Raw genomic sequence first — 1,016 nt, forward strand, 5'->3', positions numbered from 1 at the left:
GTGTCCTGGGTGGGGTGGCCGGGGACGGCGACGGGGGGCCAGGCGGAGGCCTGTGTGGGCGCCTCCGGCGCTGTGGTGGGTGGGTTGGTGGGCGCCTCCGGCGCCGGGGCCGTGGGGGCGGGGGTGGGCGCCTCCGGCGCCGGGGTGGTGGGGGCGGGGGGCGCCTCCGGCGCTGTGGCGTAGGGGTTGAAGGGGGTGGGGTCGGTGAGGCGGGCGTGGGTGCGGTCGGCGGTGAGGGTGAGGGTGGCTTGGGTGCCGAGGTCGCGTTCGGCGATGGTGGCGAGGAGGTGGGTGGTGGGGGCGTCGGGGTGGGGGTGGAGGGTGAGGGTGGTGTCGAGGCCGAGGGTGGTGATCAGGTCGGGGTGGTCGGTGTCGAGGATGGCCAGGACCGGGACGTGGTGGGTGCGGGCGAGGTGGGCGAGGGCCTGGGCGGCGTCGGTGAGGCGGGGTCCGGAGAGCGGGAGGCGGGGGTCGTCGAGGGCCTGGAGGCGGTCGACGACGACCAGGGCCAGGCCGGGCTGGCCGGGCTGGTCGGTGGTGTGGGCGAGGTCGGCGGCGGTCTCGGCGATCGCGGCCGCTGTGAGGTCGGTGCCGTCGTCGATGTAGAGGCGGGCGGCGGCGAGCTCGGTGTGGAGGGTGGTGGCGTCGGCTTGTTCGGCGGGGGTGAGGTGGCCGGTGCGCAGGCGGCGGTAGTCGACGGGCAGGTGGGCGGCGACGATGCGGGCGGCGACGTCGGCGCGGGTGAGGCCGGAGGCGGCGTAGAGGACGGGGAGGTGGTGGTCGAGGGCGGTGGTGCGGGCGGTGGTGGTGGCGAGGAGGCTGGCGCCGGTGCCGGGGGCGGCGGCGGCGAGGTAGAAGCGGCCGGGCTGGAGGCCGCCGAGGGCGTCGTCGAGGGTGCGGATGCCGGTGGACAGGGCGCGCGGGCCGGCCGGGGCGGCGGTGTCGGTGTCCGGCTCGGGGGCCTGGGTCTGGGGGGTGAGGACGGTGGTGAGGGCGTCGGCGAGCGGGGCGAGGCG

Annotated in this window: 1 protein-coding gene; it reads right to left on the minus strand. The window is 78.2% G+C overall.

From position 1 onward, the window contains the following. Positions 1-1,016 (minus strand): DnaB-like helicase C-terminal domain-containing protein (locus tag ABT093_RS40915; RefSeq protein ID WP_350572590.1); only part of this gene is annotated, 1,016 nt, incomplete at both ends.

The organism is Kitasatospora sp. NPDC002551 (genome assembly GCF_040296005.1).
Taxonomy (GTDB): Bacteria; Actinomycetota; Actinomycetes; order Streptomycetales; family Streptomycetaceae; genus Kitasatospora.